The following is a 20,804-nucleotide window of genomic DNA, read 5'->3' on the forward strand; positions in this document are numbered from 1 at the left end:
TTGTAATTTTGCAGAGATTTAGATCGACTAACTGTAATTAAAATCTTAAAAATTCATGCTTACTATTTTATCGCAACACTTTTCTCTTGTTAATGAGTGGATTAACGAACTTCGTAATGTAGAAATTCAGCATGATCGCATGAGATTCCGTAGAAATATGGAACGTATCGGAGAAATTGCCGCCTTTGAAATCAGTAAAGAATTAGAACAAAGAGAAGTTGAAATTCAGACTCCTTTAGATACCATAAAAGTAAAAGAAATAGCAGTACAGCCTGTTATTACAACCATTTTACGGGCTGGAGTTCCTTTATTTCAGGGGATTTTAAATTATTTAGACAGAGCAGACTGCGGTTTTGTAGCAGCCTACCGAAAGCATGATGCCAATGATTACTTTTCTATCAAACAGGATTATTTAACGTGTCCGAATATCGAAGGAAGACCTTTAATCGTTGCAGATCCTATGCTGGCAACCGGTGCTTCCCTGATTGAAGCCATCAAAGATTTGCTAACCAATGGAAAACCAACCCAGCTGCATATTGTGGCAGCTATTGCTTCCAGGCAGGGAGTTGAAACCATTCAGAATGCGTATCCCGATGCAAGAATATGGGTGGGCGCTATTGATGAGCAGCTAACTACCAAAGGATATATCACGCCAGGTTTGGGGGATGCAGGAGACTTAAGCTATGGTGAAAAGCTTCAGCGATAAATATTAAGACAGATTCCAGAAATCTTTCATGATATCCAGTAACAGTTTTGGCCGTACCTTTTCCATAGGATGCTTTGTATCCGGAAGTACGGCCAGATTTGCGTTTGGAATACTTTTATAAACGTTCATACTTTCCTCAATGCTTACCATCTGATCCTGATCTCCAACCATGATCCGGACGGGAATAGTAATTTCTGTCAGGCGATTTGTTGTTAACGGTGGATTTTTTCCTAAAGAAATCATCATTTCCGCAATAGCAGCGAGTAGCTGTTTCCATTTTGGTCCGTGCTGCAATTCCAGAAGCGAAGCATACCGTGGAACTTTCGAGAGGATGGTATCCGGATTAAGCATCTTGCTTTCCTGTAAAGCCTGTTCCTCAGTCCAGTTGAATTTTGTTCCCAATGTCACTACCGAATTGACATTTCCCGGATGTTGTAAAGCGTAATAAAGTGCCGCATAACCGCCCATACTGTGTCCGAAAATATAAACATCCTGTAACCCATTTTTCTCACAATAAACTGCGAGTTCGGTGGTGTATTGTTCAATAGTAATTCCATTTTCCGGTAATTCTGTATTTCCATGGCCTGAAAATAGAGGAGTGTGAAGATAGAAGTATTTAGACAATTCCTCTAAATAAGGCAAAAAGGTATCACTATGCCCTAAGGCTCCGTGCAATAAAATTAGATTTTTCATGGATAAAAGTTGCCCCGAAAATTAAGAAAAAGAATTGAAAACGTGATAATAAATCCGGTATGTAAGGAGAATTAAGAGTCAAATCAAGAGCAAGTCCAAAACCAAACACTAAACACCAAAAAACTAACAACCATTAACCATAAACTAACAACCAAACCCAACCCCCTCACTCATCAGATGCCATCACCAAAACACTTACCTTATTGTCTCCCGCGTTTAAAATTTCCCACGCAATAGTTGCTACAGTATTTCCGGTTGTAAAAACATCGTCGATTAAAAGAATATGCTTTCCGGTAATATTTTTTGTGAGAGAAAATGCATTTCCGGTTTCCAGGCGGTGTTGTTTGTCTTTCAATGCCTGGGCTTTCGAATAATGATTTCGGCTGATCAGGTGATGATCAAAAGGGATATTGTAAAAAGCTGACAGGATTTCCGTGAATACATGCAGTTGATTGTATCCTCTTTCCTTCTGCTTCTTGGGATGCAGAGGAACAGTGGCTAGTAAATCCGGTTTTTCGCCCTCAAAGTCCAGTCGTTCCGCAACCCATTCTGCAAGAACTTTTCCGGCTATTTCCCGGCTTCGGTATTTCAGTTCGTGAATAATTTTTCTGCTTAGATTTTCTTTTTCAAACTGCATCAAAGCATAGGCGTTCTCAACAGGAAACAGTAGTCTGCATTTCTCCCTAACCGGATTATTGCTATCATAAGAAAAGTGTGTAAAATGAATCTGATCGAAACAGAGATTGCATACTAAAAGATGGGCATCAATGATTCTGTTGCAGTGAATGCAGCGATCCGGAAAAAATAAATCTAATATCATTGGGTGTTTTTATCACTAATATAAGATTTATTAATGATAAAATTACATAGGATAGGTGTTGAATTACAGAACGATAAGAAAATTTAAATAATTTTACTTCTTACTGTCAATTGAAAATTATTCAAACTCTTTCCTGATTTTTTCAATAGCATTCTTCATGCTCAGATTGAAATGTTCCTTTTCCAGACGGATAGGCGGGGCTTGTCTTACTTCGCAATCTGCAATGCTGCAGGATTCGCAGGTGACACCGACGTTAATCGTTTGCAGAGAAGGAGATTTTATGAAATTTATTTTTTTAATCGTCTGTGAGTTCAGTAAAATTCCCAGACAGTAACTTCTGTTACTTCCGTCTGAAAACGGATTTTTCTGTGAAGTGGAAATCACCAGGTAGCTCACGCCCTGATCTTTGTAATGAGAGATCTGGGCACCGGTTAAAATTTCATTTTCCTTTAAATGCTGAAGATTTTTTACGGCAATCCAACGGCGACAGTAATGTTCATTGGTGGCATTCGCGTGAGGAGCCTGTTGATGGTTCAGATGCAGCTCTTTTAAAATCTGAATTTTATCTGAATTTTTCTTTTTGACCAGACATAAATAAAATAAATCCTTAATTCCCATTTCCGACGAGAGGAGATTCGTTAACCGATAATAAAAAGTCTCCGGAGATTGGGTGAATTCTTCGATGAGGTTTTCAAAATTTTTCGGTTCCCAGGTATTTTGAAGGAAGAATTCAGCAGTTTTGGCAATGATTTGTTCTTTTGAAATAAGTAAAGCACCCGCAAAATAAGAGGCGTAAAAATTATTCAGAATTTCTTCAAAACTTCCGAAATCCAGCCATGAATAGGTGTTTGGCCGGGCTTTCAGCTCTAAAACATTAAAAGCAATCTCTTTGGTGATGATAAAAATCTTTTGGTCTTTTTCTAATCTGTCATTGAGAAGAAGTAATTTTTTCTCCGGAATAAATAAAGAACGGAGATGTTCCAGCGTCCCGAATGGTTCGAAATTTTCCGAGCGGATGGTATAATTAAACTTTTCAATAAGAATATTTTCCAGTTTTTCGGTTTTTAAATCATGTCCGGGTTCCAGCTGATTTTCCCGGGCAAACTGAATGGCTTTCTCTTCAATATCAGGAAAATAATTGTCGTACAGTTCCTGAAAAGATCTGAGGACTGCAAAATAAAAACGCTCTTTTCCCAAATTATAATTCTGGGAGATCTCTATCAGTGCATTAATGAATGCAGTAACTTTCTTAGGCGCGTCGCTGATGATGCTGATCAGATTGTTTTTATTAATTCCGAAAAGGTCCAGGGGAATTTCTTTAAAAAAATCCGATTGCAGGATTTCATTAAAAGGAGCCAGACTTTTATCAAGCTTGGTGGAAACAAGATCATCAAAAGTACAGCCCAGCGAATCTGAAAGCTGAATGATCTTGTCGTGTTTTGGATATTTTTTTCCGTTTTCAATTTCGTTAAGATAAGATTTTGACAATCCTGTCTTTACCGCAAGATCCTGTAGAGACCAGTTTTTCTTTTGCCTCTGCTGTTTGAGTTTTAGCCCAAAAACCGTTTTGATAAAGTCACTTTCCGAATTCATAATTCAAATATAAATAATTGAAAGCGATTTTACGCATAATAATTTTTTAAAATATTTAGCGAACGTTCGCTATTTATTGAATATTTTTATTTAAGTTTGTAATATCAAATCACAAAATCAATAGGTTATGGAAACCAGAACTCAATTAAAAATAAAGTCTGATAAACAGTATGAAGAAGTTTTCACTTCAGATGTAATGGATTTTCTTGTGGAACTTCACCAGAATTTTAATTCCAAAAGATTGGATCTTTTAGAGGAAAGAAAAAAAGTACAGTTGGAATTTGACAAGGGACATCTTCCAGGATTTTTAAAAGAAACAGAAGAAATACGAACGGGAAATTGGACCTGTGCGCCGCTTCCGGAAGATTTATGGGATCGCAGGGTTGAAATTACGGGACCTGTAGACCGGAAAATGATTATCAATGCCCTGAACGCAGGAACTTCCACTTTCATGGCAGACTTTGAAGACAGCAATTCTCCAACTTGGAATAACTGCACCCAGGGACAGATCAATCTTTCTGATGCCATTAACCGGAATATTGATTTTGAAAATGAACAGGGGAAATCTTATCAGCTGAATGACAAAACTGCAGTATTGCTGGTTCGCCCGAGAGGACTGCATCTTCAGGAAAAACATCTGGAGATCAACGGAGAAGAGGTTTCTGCTTCACTGGTAGATTTCGGAATTTATTTTTTCAGAAATATAGAAAAGCTCCGTGAAAATGGGAGTGCAACCTATTTTTATCTGCCAAAATTAGAGCAGTATAAAGAAGCCCGATGGTGGAATGAGGTATTTGTTTTCGCCCAGAATTATCTAGGAATTCCGCAAGGAACGATTAAAGCAACGGTTCTGATTGAAACGATTACCGCTTCATTCCAGATCGATGAAATTTTATATGAGCTGAAAGAGCATAGCTCTGGTTTAAACTGCGGAAGATGGGATTATATTTTTTCTTTCATTAAAAAATTCAGGAATCTTCCTCAATTTGTCCTTCCGGACAGGGATCAGGTAACGATGGCATCTCCTTTTATGGAGGCGTATTCAAAAAGGGTGATTGAGATCTGTCACAAAAGAAATGTGCATGCGATCGGTGGAATGGCTGCCCAGATTCCGGTAAAGGATAATTATGAAGCTAACAGCATTGCTTTTGAAAAAGTACGTAATGATAAGAAACGGGAAGTGAAAAACGGCCATGATGGCACCTGGGTAGCTCATCCGGTATTGGTTTCTGTAGCGAAAGATATTTTTGATCAATATATGCCTTCTCAAAATCAGATCGATAAAAAATTTGACTATCAGATTAAAGCTGCTGATCTGCTTGAAATCCCCAAAGGAGAAGTGACTGAAAAAGGCGTACGGAAAAATATCAATGTCGGTATCCTGTACCTTGAAAGCTGGCTGACGGGAACGGGTGCTGCTGCCATCTACAATCTGATGGAAGATGCCGCCACCGCAGAGATTTCCAGAACGCAGATCTGGCAGTGGCTGCAAAATGAAACATTACTAAGTGATGACCGCAAATTGACCCGGGCTATGGTGCTGCAGTGGGAACTAGAAGAATTGGACCATATCGAAAAATATGTTGGAGAAGAAAGATTTAAAAAAGGGAAATTCAATCTCGCCAAAGAGCTGTTCAATGAATTGATCTTCTCTGAAAAATTTGAAGAATTCCTGACCTTAAAGGCATATCCGTTTATTTAAAATAAAATCAAGAAACGAAATTCAAGAATCTAAACACTAAAAACTAGTAACCAAACACGAATAACCGTCAACCATTAACCAACAACCAAAAATATGAAAACAAGACAAGAACAAATCCAGGCTATAGAACAAGACTGGCTTACCAATCCCCGCTGGAGCGGAGTAAAGAGACCATATACGGCAGAAGATGTAGTAAAACTTCGAGGTACTTACCAGATCGATTACACCATTGCTACAGAAATGTCGAAGAAATTCTGGGAAAAATTAAATACACAGGATTATGTTGCAGGACTGGGTGCTTTAACCGGAAATCAGGCAGTTCAGGAAGTAGATGCCGGCCTGGAAGCTATTTATCTTTCAGGATGGCAGGTGGCTGCAGATGCGAATTTGTCAGGTGAAATGTATCCAGATCAGTCTTTATATCCCGCTAATTCTGTCCCTTCAGTGGTGAAAAAGATCAATAATGCCTTGTTGAGAGCAGATCAGATCCAATCTGTAAACGGGACCGGTGACAGAGAATATTTAGTTCCGATCATTGCTGATGCAGAAGCCGGATTTGGAGGAAACCTGAATGCTTTTGAACTGATGAAACAAATGATTGAAGCCGGAGCTGCCGCCGTGCATTTTGAGGATCAGCTTTCTTCTGCTAAAAAATGCGGGCATTTAGGAGGAAAAGTACTGGTGCCTACTCAGGAAGCAGTCAATAAACTTATTGCAGCGCGCCTTGCATCAGATGTAACGGGAGTTCCAAGTGTCATTATTGCCAGAACGGATGCGGATGCTGCGGATCTTCTGACCTCGGATATCGATGAACGTGATAGGAAATTTGTAACAGGAGAAAGAACTTCTGAAGGTTTTTATATCGTGAAAAACGGAGTAGAGCAAGGGATTGACCGTGGGTTGTCCTATGCGCCATATGCCGATTTGATCTGGATGGAAACTTCAAATCCTGATCTGGAGCTGGCAAGAAAATTTGCAGAAGGAATCCATTCAAAATTTCCGGGCAAGATGTTGGCTTATAATTGTTCTCCATCTTTCAACTGGGCAGCAAGACTTTCAGTAGATGAAATGTTGAATTTTAGGGAAGAAATTGCAAAAATGGGATATAAATTCCAGTTTATTACGCTGGCAGGTTTCCATGCACTTAATACCGCAATGTTTGAACTGGCGTTAGCTTATAAAGAAAGAGGTATGGCTGGTTATTCTGAATTACAGGAACGCGAATTTGCTTTGCAGCAGAAAGGTTTCAGAGCAGTAAAACATCAGTCTTTTGTGGGAACCGGATATTTTGATGAAGTTCAAAATGTGGTGACCAGTGGTTCTGCAACAACCGTAGCCATGAAAGATTCTACAGAAACAGCCCAGTTTCATTAAATCATTTTCCTATATTTAATACAATTTTTAGGTAAACCTTCTCTGTATGGGGAAGGTTTTTTATTTGAAATATTTCCAGCTACACAATATTTTTCATCAATAGAGATAGGGTTTAATCGTTTGAGAAAAATAAAAATTTATATATTTGATTAATAATGAAGCCGTACAATAATGAGTTTAATCTATCAGAAACAAATACAGGTAACCGAAGAACATATTGATCAACTTAACCATGTCAATAATGTGCAGTATGTACATTGGGTGGAAGAAATCGCTGCCGAACATTGGGAATCTGTAAAAGATAAAACAGAATATGCAAAAGATGGATGGATGCTCGTAGACCATCACATTCAATATAAAAGACAAGTGTATTTACATGATATTATTACCGTAAAAACCTATCCGAAAGCTCCTGAGGGAATTAAACAGCCCAGAAAAGTTGAATTTTATTGTAATGACCAGCTTGTTGTAGATTCTGATACACTTTGGGTTTTAGTGGATCTCGAAACAAAAAAAGTGAAGCGGCCGGGTGAAGATTGGCTGGGCAATATCTTTGAAGAATAGATACCTGTACATCTCCTGTTACGGGGAAGATGTACAGATCGGAGATTTCAATACCTCAATTTTCTTATTCTTACAATCAGAATTTGTAAGCTGTGGCACCTCTTTTTTCTATAAAATCTTCTCCATTTTCAATGTACTCAGAAGAGTATAATTCATTTAGTTCCTGTAGGGTAAGCTTTTGGATGATATTTCCCTGCAAGTCCAGGATATACCATTCTCCACCCATTACTACATGCTCATCATGATATACTTCCGGTTTTTTCCATTGACTGTATTCGTGATCCAGGTCAAATCTGTAGACTTCTCCATTTTTGTTGGCAAGATATAAATTGGGGGTCAGTTCCTCTATCCATTCATATTCAAATGGAATGATGACTTCTGATTTTAAATTAACAATTCCCCATTGGCCTTTCCCTAATTTTTTACCGTAGCTGGTATAATAATCCTCATTCAAACCAGTGATTTTAGGGCTGACATGGTCATAAAACTCGTCAGAATGGATCCATGAGAAATCGCCTGTAAACGCTTTTAATTTTGTGACATCATACGTCCAGTCCAAATAATCATACTCAGGTTTTGTTTCAATGGATTGATTGTTTAAAAGTCCCCATTTTTTATTAGCATCAAAAAATCGGATCAAAGCATTTTTCTGATCCACAAGCTGTCCTTCCGCAAGTTTTACTTTGGTTTTATGGGTAAGAGAATGAAGCAAAATATCATTTTCATGCTGCGTGAAAACAAAATCTAAAGGCTCATTAACAAATAACTTTTCATAAAATCCATCGATTAAAAATTCATTTTGATGGTTAACCATACTGAAGGTTTGTCCTTCTTCGACTGTATATAAAGTATGGGAATGAATTTTTTCAGCATATTTCACACTGATCTCAGTGAAAGTATTGTTCTGCTCATTAAAAGCAATCGTTGGAATATGATTTGGAATGTATCCTTTTTCTTCTTTTATACAACGTCCTTTTGTATCAAAATAAAAAAGTTTTTTAGTGAAATTTTCAACATCTTCCTGGTTATCAGGATGCATGGTACAGCAAAATATACTGAAATCTTTATAATATCTTATTTCACTAAAAAATGGGAGAATCAGAATACTGTTATTGTTAGAGTTCATCACCCCCATCAGGTGAAAATAATTTTTGTTAAAAAACTCATTAAAAGGTTTAGCCACTCCGTTAATATTGAAATTTGCCTGATACAGGGAATTATGGTATTCCCCTAGAACAGAAAAGGGATGTTTTTTATCTTTATGATGAAAATAATGCAGGCCGTCTTCAACCGTTACTGGATAAGTTGCTGTAAAATCATTGTTTCTGTGATGTTCGAAGGATACACTTTCAAGATACTCACGGAAATCCAGATCCAGGATAAACTTATAATCAAATCTGTTTTCAAGTTCTGACTTTTTCTGCTCCTGAATTTCTTCATCAGAATAAAGAGGATCCTTATCAAGATAAGACCTTAAAAAGTTATGGGCTATTTTAAACGTTGAATCATTTTGATCATGGTCCATTTTTGTAATTTTAAATCAAAGCTAAAATAATTAATTTCAAACTTAAGCCTTATCTTTGCATTATGATACGTATTACAAATATGCAATTAAGTAAAATCTATAATTAGTATACAATACATATATAGTATTGATTAACATTGGTTATTTAAATTTTATTAAATTTTTAAATTGTAATATAATTTATAATATTGTATTTGAATGCAAAAATATTGACACACATTTTGACACACATTGTTAATTGAATATATTTGCTGAAAAAACAGATGGCAACCATTAAATATTACCTCCGTTCCAGAGCAAGAGACAGCATCATCCAGATACAGTTCTCAGTTTCGAAAAATCTTAAAATGAGAAATTCGACAGGTCTCATTATTAATTATTCTAGTTGGAGCGAAAAAACCTCTCTTCCTAAACAAAATACTCCCGAGAATAAAAACTTGACAATTCAATTAAACGATTTAAAGAATTTTGTTTTGAAAGAGTATAATAAAGATTTATCTGGTGGAGTTTTATTTGATTCGCACTGGCTGAAAAATAAAGTCAATATTTTTTTTGATAGAGTTGACATTGAAACAAACTATAATATTGTTGTTAATTACATAATTCAATATAATGAGCTTAGGAAGTTTGCTAAGACAAAAACAGCTACTGATCAACAATATATAGGAATGGGACAGAAATTTGCAGATTTTCAAAAATTTCAAAAAAAAATATACGTATTCCCAGAAGTAGATAAAAAAGTAATGCTTGAATTTAACAATTGGTTGATAGAAAAAGATAAACTAATGGAATCTACAGCTCAAGGGATTTTAAGAAATCTTAAAACAGTCCTTCTGGATGCTAGAGATAGTGGGAAAACTATACATCACCAGATCAATAGCTTCAGTATTGAAAATGTTCCTGCTATAAAAATATTTCTGAGTTTCCAGGAAATTGAGCATATAAAAAATACTCCTATTATCGGAGATAATTTACAAAGTGCCAAAGACTGGCTTATTATTGGTTGCTATACGGGGCAGCGCGTAAGTGATCTTTTGGGTATGAATAGAGGGAAAGTGTTCACAAAAACCAATTCAGAGGGTGAGAGTTTCCGGTTTATAGAGCTGATGCAGATGAAAACGGGAAAACACGTTACCATTCCTTTACATGATGAGGTAGAAGAAGTGTTGCTAAAATATGATGGAGATTTTCCACCTATATTTAGTGGTAGAAATACTAAAGCAAATACCGCTCTTTTTAATTATTATACTAAAAAAGTATGTGAGTTGGCTGGACTTAATACTATTGTCAAAGGCAAGGTTTTTAATGAAGAGTTAAAAAGAAATGAAATTAAAGAAACTGAGAAATACAATCTGGTGAGCAGTCATATATGCCGGAGAAGCTTTGCAACCAACTTTTACGGGGATAAAAGATTTACCACCCCTCAGATTATGGCAATTACAGGACATGGAACGGAAACCGTATTTTTATCCTATATAGGTAAAACTTCATCCGATCACGCTTTAAATACTGCAAAAACATTTAAAGAAATAAAAGACCAACAAAAAAAAATATTATAGCTTAAGAGCCTGTTTGGATTTCAATAATATTAGACAGCCTGCAGAAATAGAATATGAAAGGCTTCAGGGGTTTCCCGACAATTGGACAGAATTCGGCAACTAAGAAGGAATTGTAAAGAAAACAGCTAAAAACCCAAAGATATAAAATGCTTGGAAATGCTGTTACGGTAAAGGTCGTTGAGGAAATTGCAAAAAGACTAAAAATAAATGGACTACATCAGACCTTCAAAGCATAATCGTAGAAACTATTTTGAATTGTGATGCAAAAGTTAAACGGGTACAAGTGACCACTAGGGAAGTTGTTTCAGTTAATTAAAAAAAAAGCGCTATGCGGGCCCAGAATCTCAATAGGTACTTTCCGGCAATCCCCTTGTACGGCGCTACGAGCCCTGAAAAAACGCCAGCTACAGAAATTTTCAGAGGTGGTCAGTTGCCATTATGGCAATATAAAACGTAGTATTAATGGAGGTTTTGAAGAAAACTAACTCCCTTTTGGTTGCCACTAAAGAAACAGGTATTTATGGAAAACAGAAAAGCAATGTCAATAATAACTATTGTATGTCTTTTTGTGACGAATGTGACGGAGAAAAAACAAAAATATTTTCACGGGAAAAGTTTCTGGAGTTACTAAAGTTACTTCTGTAAAACAGAATATTTTTAAGTCTATTCATTTTATTTCCAGATAAAAAAACTCTTCATTCTCTTTCTTTTTTTTGGAGTCCAAAAACTATAGCTTCGAGATTCTCTCAGAATAAAAATATAATGCGACATGGTTTGTCGCATTAAGGAATTAGCTTTGCTATAAAATACAGAGGCATGGAAATTCCGTTTTATTTAAGTTTCAAAGAATTTGAAAAGAATTACCCGTCAGACCTTGCGAAATGGTTTGACTATTACAGCGATTCCGATGAGGTAGATTTTTTAAAAGAGTTGGTAGATCAATACTACTATTGTTTAGAATATGACTTTACGGAAGATAAATTAATACCCGATGTAATGATTACCCTTTGGGACTGTATTTTTCCTTATCATGAGAAAAGTGAGTGCAAATTCATTGCAGCTTATGAAAACGGGAAACAGAAAAAGGTATTTTGGGATGAACATCAAAATGTTATTGAAAGGAAAAAGATTAGTATTATGGAATACGCCCAACACATCTTAGATAAAATTCATAAATATTTCAAAGCCAACAATATTACATTTAAGGAGAATGAAACGCTACATGATTACATTAATAATCGGGAAATTATTACATCTGATGAGCTTTTTGGATACTGGGTTGATTATGACCTACACCAAAAGACACTTAATTTTTTAAGAGCTTATATACCCTTACATGGTGAAAAAGTAAGCGAATCTTCATTTAGAAATTTCAATTTTGCTATCGTTAGGATGGCAGAATTTATTGATAAGAGACTAAAAGAATTAAAGGCTTTTGAATGGAGTATTTATCAAAAAGTAAAATCACAGGCGAAATTTCAATTAGATAAAAATGGAGAAAATGAAATGCAATTACAATCTCTTTCTTATGTTCCGAAAATTAAGATTAACGGAAGCCTGCAGGCTTGGGGATATATTTTCACGGAATTGATGGATAAAGGCTATATAGAACCTCAGCGGAAAAATGGGAAGCTTAATGTACAGGGAACGGCTAAAATGATCTTAGATCACTTTGAATTCACCAAAGAAGAATTTCAGCCCCCATTGGAAAGTGTAAGACAGGCGTTATTTACACAAAACAAATTCAGTAATGACAAACAGAATCTTTTTAAAATACCATCTTTTAAACAACTAGAAAAATAATATCATTTCATTTTTCAATTTAAACCTATTTTATCTAAAGAATTTCCCCGAACCAGCTTCGGGGATTTTTTATTTTCAATATATTCAATTGCAAATCAATGAAATACATGTAAAACTGGATAAACTGTTACCAATACTGGATAACACTTGCACCCTGCAATGCTCCAACTTTGTGCTCAACAATAAAAACAATGTATTATGAGTGCAATACAATTTATAGGAACCAGCCCTAAAGAACTTATCGAGGACATTAAAAAGGAAATCATTCCCGAGCTCAAAGAACAGTTATCTAAAGAGTTCCAACCGAAAGAACCTACCGTTTACCTTAGCAGGAACGAAGTCTGCGAAATGCTTCAGGTTGACCTTTCCACTCTTCACCGATGGAGAAAGGACGGAACACTTGTAGCCTACGGACTGGGAAACAGGGTTTATTTCAAAAGAAATGAGATTGACGAGCTGATGAATAAAAACAGGTTGAGGTAGAATTGATTAAATAAAAATACGGATATTATGAAACTCCATCCTGAATTTAACGACCTCAACGATCCCGCCACCATTATTAACCATGTTGAGCAATTGGTGAAGAAAAACACGGAAATCACTCCTCATACTGAAATATTACAGCAGTTAATCGAGCAGTTTGAGCCCTTGGATTTTGAACTGCTCGCCTTTCCACAAGTTCAGCAACTAAGGGGAAAATTAGAAGAACTGCCTAGAGAAAGCAATGAGGCCGATACGCTCCGTAAGCAGCTGGAAAAATTGAAGCTAGGCAGGACTCATTATTTGATTCTTTCCATTGAAAATACAATATATCTTGCGGAAAAGAACCGTTGGGGCTTGTGTAAGAACCAGGATTTTATTTATCTCTACAATAGTACTTTTTGGAGTGAAATTGATAAAGAACATTTTCAAAAGTTTCTGGGAGAAGCAGCCGAGCAAATGGGAGTTATTAAATTTTCGTCAAGGTTTTATCAGTTCAGGGAACAGTTATTTAAGCAATTTCTTGCCACTGCTTATCTGCCCACTCCTGAAAGCAATAAAGATAAGGTACTCATCAACCTTTTGAACGGTACATTTGAAATAAGTCCGCAGGGAATGAAGCTGGGAGCTTTTGACCGCTCAGATTTTATCACCTACCAATTGCCGTTTACATACGATCCACAAGCGGAAGCTCCCCTTTTTGAAGCGTACTTGAATAAGGTATTACCGGATAAAGAACGACAAAGGGTGATGGCAGAATATCTAGGCTTTGTATTCATTAAACATGGCAGTAATGCATTAAAGGAAGAAAAAGCCTTGATCTTGTACGGAACAGGAGCCAACGGGAAAAGTGTGTTTTTTGAAATCGTAAATGCACTACTCGGAGAAGAAAATGTAAGCAGCTATTCGTTACAGAGCCTTACCAATGATAATGGGTATTTCAGGGCAAAGATCGCTAATAAATTGGTCAACTACGCCAGTGAGATCAACGGAAATCTGGAAACCTCCATATTTAAGCAGCTCGTTTCGGGGGAGCCTGTAGAGGCTCGTTTACCGTACGGACAGCCTTTTACCTTGAAACAATATGCAAAACTGATCTTTAACTGTAACGAGCTCCCAAAAGATGTTGAACATACCAATGCCTATTTCAGACGGTTTCTGATCATTCCTTTTGATATTACGATACCTCCGGATGAGCAGGATAAAAACCTGCATACCAAAATTATTGAAAATGAACTTTCCGGAGTATTTAACTGGGTGCTGGAAGGACTTAACAGATTATTAAAGCAAAAACAGTTTTCAGATTGTCAGGCTGCACAAAAAGCTGTCGAGCAGTACAAAATGGAAAGTGATAGTGTACAAATGTTTTTGCATGAGAATGAATACGGAATTTCAGCAACAAATGAAACAGCTTTAAAGTCTTTATTCAGCGAATATCAAAACTATTGCATAGAGAGCGGTTTTAAAGCCTGTTCATTAAAAACATTGGCAGACCGATTGAGAAATTCAGGGTATCAGACGAACCGTAAAAAATACGGAATGGTCGTTAATGCAGAAAAAAAGTTTTTCTCTAAACTACACCACCTACACCACGTACACCCAGTTTAATGAAAAGGTGTAGCAGGTGTAGGAGATGTAGCACCAGAAACAAAAATATTTTTAATGAAAAATGGAAACCAAGCATCAATATATTTTAGAAAAAGGCAGCAGAAAATACCATTGCCCGAACTGTCATAAAAAGACTTTCGTTTATTATATTGATACCGAAACAGGTGATTATTTACCTCATCAATATGGGCGCTGCGACCGTGAAGGCAAATGTTCTTATCATCTCAATCCTTATCTGGATGGATATGTAAAGACATTCAACGAACAGAAACATGACAATCTTTCGGAATTACCGAAAAACAGGAAACAATATTATAAATCCATAAAGCTGCATTTTGCATCTAAATCTCAATGTAAACCTGAATCTCAGCCTCAATCTGAAATTGTTTACTTTGATTTTGAAACTTTTAGGGAAACATTAGAACCTGAGCGGTACGAAAAGAACACATTTATACAAAACCTGTTTTATCAGGTACAATTTCCTTTCCAGCCAGATGAGGTTACAAAAGTTATCCAATTATACAGATTAGGAACCGTTGCTCATGGCTATAGATCCGGATCTGGTACTTTTCCTTTTATTGACATGGATGGAAATATCAGGGCGATACAGGTAAAACAGTTTGATGAAACAAATCATACCACAGGAACGGATTTTTTACATTCAATCATTGAGAAGCACTGCATTCAGAACAACAAACCTTTGCCCGAATGGCTTATAAAATACCATCAAAACGGAAAAAAAGTTTCGTGCTTGTTTGGGGAACATCTTTTAGCTCAGTATCCATTAAATCCCGTCGCCTTGGTTGAAGCTCCGAAAACGGCTGTTTATGGCACATTATATTTTGGGCTACCTGAAAGTTTCGAAAACCTTATCTGGCTGGCGGTTTACAATAAAAGCAGTTTTTCATTGGATAAACTAAAAGTACTCAAAGGTAGAGACGTTTTCACCTTTCCCGATCTTTCAAAAGATGGAAATACATTCAAAGAATGGGAAGCTAAAGCCAAAGAAATTGAGAAAAGATTACCCGGAACACGATTTATTTTTTCGGATCTATTGGAGCAATTGGCTCCTGATAGGGATAAAAATGAAGGCAACGATATTGCAGATTACCTGATAATACAGGATTGGCGGTTATTCAGAAAACAAAACATACAGGAAACAACAAGATCCAAAACTCAACTCAAATCTCCAATTGAAACTCAATTTCATACTAAATATGAATCACAATCACAATCTGAACCTCAGCCTAATGTAGCAGACGTAGATCATGAAGCACAAAAAACAAAAATAATTTTAACCACCCAATCAACACCAACAGTTGAGACCGTTACAAAAAGAATTAAAAAGGGAGAAAAGAATCAGCCCGAAATCTGGAATAAAGAGATTTCGGATCTTGAAAATTTCTTTACTGAAACTGAATTTCCTGATACTCCAATTAAACTGAACTCATGCAGTACTATTGTAGATGTTCCGGAATTCATTAAAAGTCATCTTTCTGTTGTAAAAGCAAATAACGGAAAACGTGCATTTTCTCCCTACCTCAGCCGATTACGGGAACTAAAACAAATATTAATACTTAAATAAATCAAAATGAAATCAACAAATAATACTAAAAAAGGTTTACAAAAGTTGACAGAATCAGAAAATAAACTCAATGCGATTTTGGCTTTACAAAAAGTTACTCCCGAAGATGTTAAAGACCTCTCACAGGAAGAAAGAAATAAACTCGGTGCAATACTCACACACCAGCTCAATACATTGGAGGCTGATGAAAAAGAAAAACTGTACGATAAGGTAGAGGAAATAATGGATTCGCAGACCAAAAATGAAATCTGGGAACATAATCACATTAACATCATGTGGGGAATTTCCGTTCTTATCAAAGAAAACGGGCGTATGCCTACAAAAACAGAAATTGCAGGTAAAACGAAAATTAGCAGACAGACCATTTATAAACATTTGAAAAACTATAAAAACAATCCTTTCAATGCAGAATTTCAGGAACAGTTTGCAATTATGTATCCTAAATTAATGGCTTCCGTTTTTCAGTATGCTTTAAAAGGTGATATGAGAGCTGCTAAATTATATCTTGAAAGTATCGGAGCTTTAAAAACTCCCTCATCTGGAAGTAATGGTAATACCAATACCTTGATACAGAACCAGAATAATTATATTCAGATTAACGGAAAGGTATTAAGCCAAGAGACCGTTAAGAATCTTAACCCTGAACAGCTTAACACCATTGAAGGGATCTTAAAAACCATTGAAATAAAAGAAACTGATTGAAATGGGTAATATTAAATTTCAAATTCCGGAAAATAAGAATCCAAAAAAACAAAATTAAAAACCCAATACAACCTTAGATTACCAAAGTGATTTTAATCCCTTCATTAAATCAAAATCGGACGAATCGGACGTGTTAAAGGAATATGTTCTCCATGATAAAAGTGAACAAAGTGAACACATTAAAGAAACAGCTTGTTTTTTTTTCAAAATACATCGAAATGGGTGCACATTATTACCAGAATTCCTAATGAATTATTACTATTGTTTATAGAAAAACTTAGGATATTCTTTAAGAAACTTATTTTTTCTTTCTTTCTTTCTTATATTTACTAGTACACAAATAAATACTTATCTGAAAAAAATAATTCAACCCATGAATTTGTTCCATGAAATAGATGATAAATACCTAAAGGATGTTCTTTATAATAACTCATTAAAAGATCTTCCTGATGAAAAATGGAAAACCATTGAAGGCTTTGAAAATTATGAAATTTCTAACTATGGAAGGGTAAAGAGCTGTGAACGTTGGTTCCGATCTTCACTTGGCCATGAATATAAATTGGCAGCACGAATCCTGAAGCCGATCTATTCTAAAAATTTTAATACTTACCTCCAAAGCTACACTTATAATTTCCGATGTAAACTTTCACGAGAAGGAAAGTCCCAGACAAAATCTTTAGGACGGTTAGTTTATTACCATTTTATTGAGAAATTTGATATGCATGACCGTACTGTTGTTATTGTAGTAAAGGATAATAATAGATTTCATATGCATTGCAGGAATCTGGAAAAAATTTCTGTCAGAGAAGAAAGCCTCAGAATATATCAAACAGACAGAGCTAAAAATATCAATGCTTTATATTCTCAGCCAGTAAGCCAGTATGATGTTAAAGGGTTGTTGATTGCTCAATATAAAAGTATTTATTCGGCTGAACGAAAACTCGGTATTTCCAGTGAAAGGATTATGGATGTAATTAATAAAGTTTTTCTTACTGCCGGATCTTTTCGTTGGTTTTTGCAGAGTAATCCGCCAGTGGAAAAAGATTTTCAAGTGGCTGGAATAAAAACGACTTCAAAAAAAATATTTAATGAAACGCTTTGGAAAAATTTGGGAAAACCAAGGATTGATAAAAAAAATCTGCCTCCGTGTATGAATTTATCCATAGAGGATCTTCCCGGAGAATATTGGAAGCCAATACCAATATCAGGTTTTGAAGACCAATATGTAATATCCAATAAAGGTAGGTTGAAACGTCTAAGTGGATGGGGTTACACCGGAAAGAAAAAGCTTGTGAAAGAACAGATTCTTTCACAAGCTAATGTCAATAGAAAAAATACTTCCTATTATCTATATTGCAAGCTAACTAATGATAAAGGTAAAACTGTTACAGCAATTGTAGGGCGGTTACTGTATTATTGTTTTGTAGAGTCTTTTGATTTGAATGATAAAACATTGATTGTAATTAATGAAAATATGCCGCCATGGAATCTGAATTTTTCCAAACTTTTATTATGCTGTTCTTTATTGAAAAAAAATAAAAAGCATCTTGATTTCTCATAAAGGGTTATGGAGGATTTTCAAAACATTCAAATATTCTAAAAGTTGTAGGAATAAAGGATAATGACTAAAATTAGTGTATAAAAACAGCCTCTGGAAATTACCATTTATTACTGTTTTAATACCATTTTGAAGCTAAGAAATTACTGGAATAAGCATTTAATTACTGTTTTACTGTCTATTATTACAGAAGATTATAGATACTTATCTTTGAAAAATTCATTTTCCAAACCCACTAACTTTATTATTTCATTATTACCAGAGGCTTAATTGATCTTCGGTAATTTTTGTTGCTGTGTTGCAATGTTCTTTAATAATTTGGGTTTGTGATAAATCATAAAAACAATGTACAATTAATACCTCAGCCGAGTTTGTCCCTATTGCTTCGCGCATAAGAGAACTAAAGAATATAAATTCATAATTGAATATTTCCCTATCGCTTCGTGCGTGTAGGAAAGTCAAGAAAAAAAACCTTTTACGGAGTTTCTTTATGTCTCTACGCGTGTGAGGAGATGTACCAGTTTCAGTAAAATGTTGATTTTGCGGTTTCCTTCACCAGGAGTTGAAAAAATATTTCTATCTTAGCGTTGATAATTTTAACGAAATAAAGCGTAAGCGCTATCATTAGGCTACAGAAAACCGCGAATTTTCTAAAACAGTTCTAACAATGATAGACTTACGCCCTTGTACCCCAATATGGGCACGAGGGCTGTAAGTCATATCTGGACTGTTGGGTTCTTCGCGGTACCTCTGTAGCAGATTGACTTCGGTTCCGTGCCTTTCTTTTTTCTAAATACAGAAAATTTCTAAGGTGTGATAAAATACGACAGGTTCTGTCGCTGTGCTGTGGTAGCTTTGCTTTAACAATAATGTATAACATTAAACTTTGAAACAAATTAAAATACACAATCGATCAGGATAAATGATTCCATAAAATCACGAATTTAATATGGGTTTTTCCCCATTGTGTAAACTTAAAATTATTTCTAAATTCACGCACTAAAAATGTACAAATGCTTATGAAAAAAAACTATTCGGGCGCACTTCTCATGTGTGCATTATTCAATTTATCTGCCCAAGAAGTAATATGGGAGAGAAGCATAAAATCCAATACTCAGGATTTCCTTTCACAGGTTACCACAACTATTGACGGACAGTATCTTATTACGGGAAGTTCAATTCAAAAACCGACAACTGACAACCATCAGCCAACAGCCAATTCAGGTTACGATTTTCATTTGGTAAAAATCAACCAGCAGGGTGATCAGGTTTGGGAAAAATATTTCTCCGGAAATAATCACGACTTTTTATCTGCCACGGTGGCCACTCAGGAGGGTGGTTTTTTGATTTCTGGCACTTCATATTCCGGGAAAAATCAGGATAAGAAAGACGAATCTAAAGGTGGTTCGGATATTTGGCTTATCAGATTAAATGAATTTGGGGATGAAATGTGGCAAAAAACATTGGGAACTTCTTCCGATGAAGAAGCCCGTGCGGTTGTTCAGACGACAGACCTTGGATTCTTTGTGGCCGGAAATATCCAAAATTCAGCTAAAGGTTATGGCTCAAAAGATGCTTTGATCATAAAACTGGACAAAAATGGAAAAGAATTATCACAGCTTATTTTAGGCGGAAAAGGGCTTGATGAAGTTGAAAAGATGATTCCAACGAAAGACGGAGGTGCATTGTTAGGAATCTATTCCAGAAGTACTATTGGAGGATCAAAAAAGACCGAAAACTTTGGTGAAGGTGATTACTGGATCATCAAACTCAATAAAGATGGGAAAGTAGAATGGGAAAAGAACTATGGCGGAAAAGTAGACGATCATTTGAGAACGCTCGCTTTAACATCTTCTGGATTCTTAATCGGAGGTGAATCAAGATCCGAAAGATCCGGCAATAAAACCGTTGGTATCGAAGAAGGAACCGATCTGTGGCTGATTTCACTCAATGAAAGAGGCGAAGAGATCTGGCAGAAATCCTACAATTTCAAGAACAGAGACGTATTGATGGGAATGAGTGTACTTCCATCAACAGATGATAAAACATCTAAAGGAATCCTTCTAGGTGGCTATACTCAGGCCGAAGGGAGAATAGAAAGTGATGATGAAACTTTTTGGATGTTATATCTGAGTCAGGATGGCAATGAACAGTGGAGAAAATATGTAAAAGGAGAATCCCGAAAGAAAGAGGAAAGATTGTCTGATATAAAGCTCAACAGAGATGGCTCCATTATACTCGCAGGAACCAGTGCCGAGGAACTCGGAAAAGAGAACTGGAAGATTATAAAGCTTGGAGACAGCCAGATTGACAAGTTGATCGAAAAACAGGAAATCAAAATCTATCCGAATCCGGTAACGGATTATGCGTATGTAGAAACCGGCTTTGATTTCAAGGAAGCATATATCACTTTGTATGACATGGGTGGAAGACAGCTCCAAACACTAAACACCAAAAACAAAATCACTAAAATCAATACTCAGAATTTGATTCAGGGAGCTTATCTGGTGGTAGTTAAGACAGATACGAATA

At 35.9% G+C, this 20,804-nt stretch carries 18 protein-coding genes; 14 read left to right on the forward strand and 4 right to left on the reverse strand.

Features of this window, described 5'->3' with window-relative positions:
- The first annotated feature begins 55 nt into the window (after nt 1-55).
- Nucleotides 56-706 carry a uracil phosphoribosyltransferase gene (upp, locus tag SB679_RS22160; RefSeq protein WP_034709890.1) on the forward strand — a complete coding sequence of 217 codons (651 nt, stop codon included), beginning with the start codon at nt 56-58 and terminating at the stop codon, nt 704-706.
- Between the two features lie 3 nt (nt 707-709).
- On the opposite strand, the gene SB679_RS22165 is transcribed toward upp, so the two are convergent.
- The 3 genes from SB679_RS22165 to SB679_RS22175 all read right to left on the reverse strand — a co-directional run bounded on the left by SB679_RS22165 (nt 710) and on the right by SB679_RS22175 (nt 3,812).
- Nucleotides 710-1,399, reverse strand: coding sequence for an alpha/beta fold hydrolase (locus tag SB679_RS22165; protein WP_410704470.1), 690 nt, complete (start codon nt 1,397-1,399; stop codon nt 710-712).
- Between the two features lie 166 nt (nt 1,400-1,565).
- A complete protein-coding gene (locus SB679_RS22170; RefSeq protein ID WP_410704471.1) occupies nt 1,566-2,219 on the reverse strand; it encodes a ComF family protein in 654 nt (217 codons plus the stop codon).
- Nucleotides 2,220-2,336: 117 nt separating this feature from the next.
- Nucleotides 2,337-3,812, reverse strand: coding sequence for a helix-turn-helix domain-containing protein (locus SB679_RS22175; protein WP_410704472.1), 1,476 nt, complete (start codon nt 3,810-3,812; stop codon nt 2,337-2,339).
- A gap of 127 nt (nt 3,813-3,939) precedes the next feature.
- On the opposite strand from SB679_RS22175, the gene aceB reads away from it, so the two are divergent.
- The 3 genes from aceB (at nt 3,940) to SB679_RS22190 (ending at nt 7,452) form a co-directional block, all read left to right on the forward strand.
- Nucleotides 3,940-5,514 carry a malate synthase A gene (aceB, locus tag SB679_RS22180; RefSeq protein WP_410704473.1) on the forward strand — a complete coding sequence of 525 codons (1,575 nt, stop codon included), beginning with the start codon at nt 3,940-3,942 and terminating at the stop codon, nt 5,512-5,514.
- A 93-nt stretch (nt 5,515-5,607) separates the two neighbouring features.
- A complete protein-coding gene (aceA, locus tag SB679_RS22185; RefSeq protein WP_410704474.1) occupies nt 5,608-6,888 on the forward strand; it encodes an isocitrate lyase in 1,281 nt (426 codons plus the stop codon).
- A gap of 171 nt (nt 6,889-7,059) precedes the next feature.
- Nucleotides 7,060-7,452 (forward strand): acyl-CoA thioesterase, encoded by a 393-nt coding sequence (locus SB679_RS22190; RefSeq protein ID WP_410704475.1) that lies wholly within the window; start codon nt 7,060-7,062, stop codon nt 7,450-7,452.
- Between the two features lie 76 nt (nt 7,453-7,528).
- Here SB679_RS22190 and SB679_RS22195 read toward each other — a convergent pair whose 3' ends face one another.
- Nucleotides 7,529-8,977, reverse strand: a complete 1,449-nt coding sequence (locus SB679_RS22195) for a WG repeat-containing protein (protein WP_410704476.1) — start codon at nt 8,975-8,977, stop codon at nt 7,529-7,531.
- 347 nt (nt 8,978-9,324) lie between these two features.
- Between SB679_RS22195 and SB679_RS22200 the strand changes: the two genes are divergently transcribed.
- From SB679_RS22200 to SB679_RS22245, 10 genes are all read left to right on the forward strand, one after another.
- The gene (locus tag SB679_RS22200) at nt 9,325-10,536 is read left to right on the forward strand and encodes a tyrosine-type recombinase/integrase (protein ID WP_410704477.1); all 1,212 of its coding nucleotides are present in this window, start codon (nt 9,325-9,327) and stop codon (nt 10,534-10,536) included.
- 146 nt (nt 10,537-10,682) lie between these two features.
- Complete coding sequence (locus tag SB679_RS22205; protein WP_410704478.1) at nt 10,683-10,772, forward strand: hypothetical protein; 90 nt, start codon at nt 10,683-10,685, stop codon at nt 10,770-10,772.
- Nucleotides 10,773-10,998: 226 nt separating this feature from the next.
- Nucleotides 10,999-11,181 (forward strand): hypothetical protein, encoded by a 183-nt coding sequence (locus SB679_RS22210; RefSeq protein WP_410704479.1) that lies wholly within the window; start codon nt 10,999-11,001, stop codon nt 11,179-11,181.
- A 171-nt stretch (nt 11,182-11,352) separates the two neighbouring features.
- Entirely contained in the window at nt 11,353-12,339 is a 987-nt protein-coding gene (locus tag SB679_RS22215) for a hypothetical protein (RefSeq protein WP_410704480.1), read from the forward strand.
- A 198-nt stretch (nt 12,340-12,537) separates the two neighbouring features.
- Nucleotides 12,538-12,822, forward strand: a complete 285-nt coding sequence (locus SB679_RS22220; protein WP_410704481.1) for a helix-turn-helix domain-containing protein — start codon at nt 12,538-12,540, stop codon at nt 12,820-12,822.
- Between the two features lie 27 nt (nt 12,823-12,849).
- A complete protein-coding gene (locus SB679_RS22225; RefSeq protein WP_410704482.1) occupies nt 12,850-14,427 on the forward strand; it encodes a phage/plasmid primase, P4 family in 1,578 nt (525 codons plus the stop codon).
- Between the two features lie 61 nt (nt 14,428-14,488).
- Entirely contained in the window at nt 14,489-16,012 is a 1,524-nt protein-coding gene (locus SB679_RS22230; protein ID WP_410704483.1) for a DUF6965 family protein, read from the forward strand.
- A gap of 6 nt (nt 16,013-16,018) precedes the next feature.
- The gene (locus tag SB679_RS22235) at nt 16,019-16,714 is read left to right on the forward strand and encodes a hypothetical protein (protein ID WP_410704484.1); all 696 of its coding nucleotides are present in this window, start codon (nt 16,019-16,021) and stop codon (nt 16,712-16,714) included.
- A 373-nt stretch (nt 16,715-17,087) separates the two neighbouring features.
- Nucleotides 17,088-18,275: an NUMOD4 domain-containing protein gene (locus SB679_RS22240; RefSeq protein ID WP_410704485.1), complete on the forward strand. Its 1,188-nt coding sequence runs from the start codon at nt 17,088-17,090 to the stop codon at nt 18,273-18,275.
- Nucleotides 18,276-19,291: 1,016 nt separating this feature from the next.
- On the forward strand, nt 19,292-20,804 hold a 1,513-nt coding region (locus SB679_RS22245; RefSeq protein WP_410704486.1), incomplete at its 3' end, for a T9SS type A sorting domain-containing protein.

The sequence above is a fragment of the Chryseobacterium sp. SIMBA_029 genome (assembly GCF_046535275.1).
Classification (GTDB): Bacteria; Bacteroidota; Bacteroidia; order Flavobacteriales; family Weeksellaceae; genus Chryseobacterium.

Coding starts and splice junctions, on each gene's coding strand:
- SB679_RS22215 (WP_410704480.1), top strand. CDS start 11,353: ATGGAAATTCCGTTTTATTTAAGTTTCAAAGAATTTGAAAAGAATTAC.
- SB679_RS22190 (WP_410704475.1), top strand. CDS start 7,060: ATGAGTTTAATCTATCAGAAACAAATACAGGTAACCGAAGAACATATT.
- SB679_RS22170 (WP_410704471.1), bottom strand. CDS start 2,219: ATGATATTAGATTTATTTTTTCCGGATCGCTGCATTCACTGCAACAGA.
- SB679_RS22175 (WP_410704472.1), bottom strand. CDS start 3,812: ATGAATTCGGAAAGTGACTTTATCAAAACGGTTTTTGGGCTAAAACTC.
- aceA (WP_410704474.1), top strand. CDS start 5,608: ATGAAAACAAGACAAGAACAAATCCAGGCTATAGAACAAGACTGGCTT.
- SB679_RS22200 (WP_410704477.1), top strand. CDS start 9,325: ATGAGAAATTCGACAGGTCTCATTATTAATTATTCTAGTTGGAGCGAA.
- SB679_RS22230 (WP_410704483.1), top strand. CDS start 14,489: ATGGAAACCAAGCATCAATATATTTTAGAAAAAGGCAGCAGAAAATAC.
- SB679_RS22225 (WP_410704482.1), top strand. CDS start 12,850: ATGAAACTCCATCCTGAATTTAACGACCTCAACGATCCCGCCACCATT.
- SB679_RS22195 (WP_410704476.1), bottom strand. CDS start 8,977: ATGGACCATGATCAAAATGATTCAACGTTTAAAATAGCCCATAACTTT.
- SB679_RS22220 (WP_410704481.1), top strand. CDS start 12,538: ATGAGTGCAATACAATTTATAGGAACCAGCCCTAAAGAACTTATCGAG.
- SB679_RS22210 (WP_410704479.1), top strand. CDS start 10,999: ATGGAGGTTTTGAAGAAAACTAACTCCCTTTTGGTTGCCACTAAAGAA.
- SB679_RS22235 (WP_410704484.1), top strand. CDS start 16,019: ATGAAATCAACAAATAATACTAAAAAAGGTTTACAAAAGTTGACAGAA.
- SB679_RS22240 (WP_410704485.1), top strand. CDS start 17,088: ATGAATTTGTTCCATGAAATAGATGATAAATACCTAAAGGATGTTCTT.
- upp (WP_034709890.1), top strand. CDS start 56: ATGCTTACTATTTTATCGCAACACTTTTCTCTTGTTAATGAGTGGATT.
- aceB (WP_410704473.1), top strand. CDS start 3,940: ATGGAAACCAGAACTCAATTAAAAATAAAGTCTGATAAACAGTATGAA.
- SB679_RS22165 (WP_410704470.1), bottom strand. CDS start 1,399: ATGAAAAATCTAATTTTATTGCACGGAGCCTTAGGGCATAGTGATACC.
- SB679_RS22205 (WP_410704478.1), top strand. CDS start 10,683: ATGCTTGGAAATGCTGTTACGGTAAAGGTCGTTGAGGAAATTGCAAAA.